2 protein-coding genes are annotated in these 1,854 nt (G+C 66.0%); both read left to right on the forward strand.

The window, feature by feature from the left end:
- Positions 1-183: 183 nt before the first annotated feature.
- Positions 184-855, forward strand: a complete 672-nt coding sequence (locus tag SP5_RS16170) for an extensin family protein (protein WP_042490638.1) — start codon at positions 184-186, stop codon at positions 853-855.
- A gap of 33 nt (positions 856-888) precedes the next feature.
- A complete protein-coding gene (locus tag SP5_RS16175; protein ID WP_042490639.1) occupies positions 889-1,776 on the forward strand; it encodes an LOG family protein in 888 nt (295 codons plus the stop codon).
- Positions 1,777-1,854 lie beyond the last annotated feature (78 nt).

Below are 1,854 nucleotides of genomic sequence, written 5' to 3' on the forward strand. Positions count from 1 at the left end.
GGCTCGCTCGACCCCTCACCCAAGCTGCGCTAGCCAGCCACGCTGGCAAGCTTCGCTAACCCTCTCCCCTATCCAGGGGAGAGGGAAGAATAAGCAAAGCTAAGGCCCGCGTATGTCGCAGACACGCCTCAGAATGGCTGATCGGGGCTGACAAATGCGCAAGTGCCGTGGACAAGGGGGCGTATGGTTCGCGTCCCCCTGTTTCTCGCCGCTCCGATTCTGGGGGCAGCGCTCCTTTCCGCCTGTGGTCGGCCCGACCGCTCCGAACGCCCGGTGCAGCAGGCCTCGCGCCCCGAACCCTATCGCCCGCCGATTCGCGAAACCGCGCAGTGCGAGGCCGATCTGCGGCGCGAGGGCGTGGATTATCGCCGCCTGCCCGACAGGGAATTGGGGCCGGGGTGCGGCCTGTATGGCGCGGTGCAGCTGACCGATATCGGCGTGCCCGTCACCGGCGTCACCGCGATGCGATGCGGCAATGCGCGCGCCTTTGCCGGATGGGTGCGCAACGCCGTCGCCCCCGCCGCATGGCAGATCCTCGGCTCGCCGTTGGTCAAGGTCGAGGGGATGGGCACCTATGCCTGTCGCAACATCGTCGGGACCAAGCGGATCGGGGACCGGCGCTCGGGCCATGCGCTGGCCAATGCGGTCGATATCGGCGGCTTCGTGCTGAAGGACGGGCGGCGGATCAGCCTGCTGAACGACTGGCATTCGACCGACCCGCAGGTGCGTCAGTTCTGGACGACGATCCGCGCCTCGGCCTGCAAGCGCTTCGGCACGGTGCTGAGCCCCGACTATAACGCGGCGCACCGCAACCACCTGCATCTGGAGGATGATGCCGCGCATTTTTGCCGGTAGCGCGGGGGCTTGCGATATCCTACATCACCCAAAATGACCGATAAGACCCAAGTACCGAACCGCGTCTTCCCCAATGCCAGCCAGGACGCCGAGAGCGCCAAGACGATCGTCTCGACGCCGCAGACCGAAAGCCCCGCCTATACGCTGGCCTTTCAGGACATGGACTTCCTGCTGCGCGAAGACCTTCGCCCCGTCCGTTTCCAGCTGGAGCTGCTGAAGGCGCAGTTGCTGCTCGAAGAGGCCAAGATCGCCTCGACCTTCGTCTTCTATGGCTCGGCGCGCATTCCCGAGCCGGCCAAGGCCGAGGCGCTACTGGCGCTGGCGCATGACGACAAGTCGCGCAAGATCGCCGAGAACCTCGTCGCCAAGAGCAAATACTATGACATCGCGCGCGAACTCGCGCAGATCACCAGCCGCCTGCCCCGCGACGATCGCGGGATGCGCCAGTTCGTGGTGTGCTCGGGCGGCGGCCCCTCGATCATGGAAGCCGCCAATCGCGGCGCGGCGGACGTCGGCGCTGAGTCGGTGGGCCTGAACATCGTCCTGCCGCACGAGCAGGCGCCCAACCCGTACGTCACGCCGTCGCTGAGCCTCCAGTTCCACTATTTCGCGCTGCGCAAGATGCACTTCCTGCTGCACGCCCGCGCGCTGGCGGCGTTCCCGGGCGGGTTCGGCACGTTCGACGAGCTGTTCGAGCTGCTGACCCTGATCCAGACCGGCAAGATCCAGCCTATCCCGGTGCTGCTGTTCGGCCGCGCCTTCTGGGAGCGGGTCGTCAATTTCGAGGCGCTGGTCGAGGAAGGCGTCGTGTCCGAGCGTGACCTGGGCATCTTCACCTATGTCGAGACCGCCGAAGAGGCGTGGGACGTGGTCCGCAACTTCTACGAGGAACGCGCACGCAAGGAAGCCGAACAGGCGTAGCGTCGGTTGGTTACCCTATGTAGCCCCTCTCCTTCAGGGGAGGGGTTGGGGTGGGGCCTATCCACCAGTGCCGCGCTT

This window comes from Sphingomonas parapaucimobilis NBRC 15100, assembly GCF_000787715.1.
Classification (GTDB): domain Bacteria; phylum Pseudomonadota; class Alphaproteobacteria; order Sphingomonadales; family Sphingomonadaceae; genus Sphingomonas; species Sphingomonas parapaucimobilis.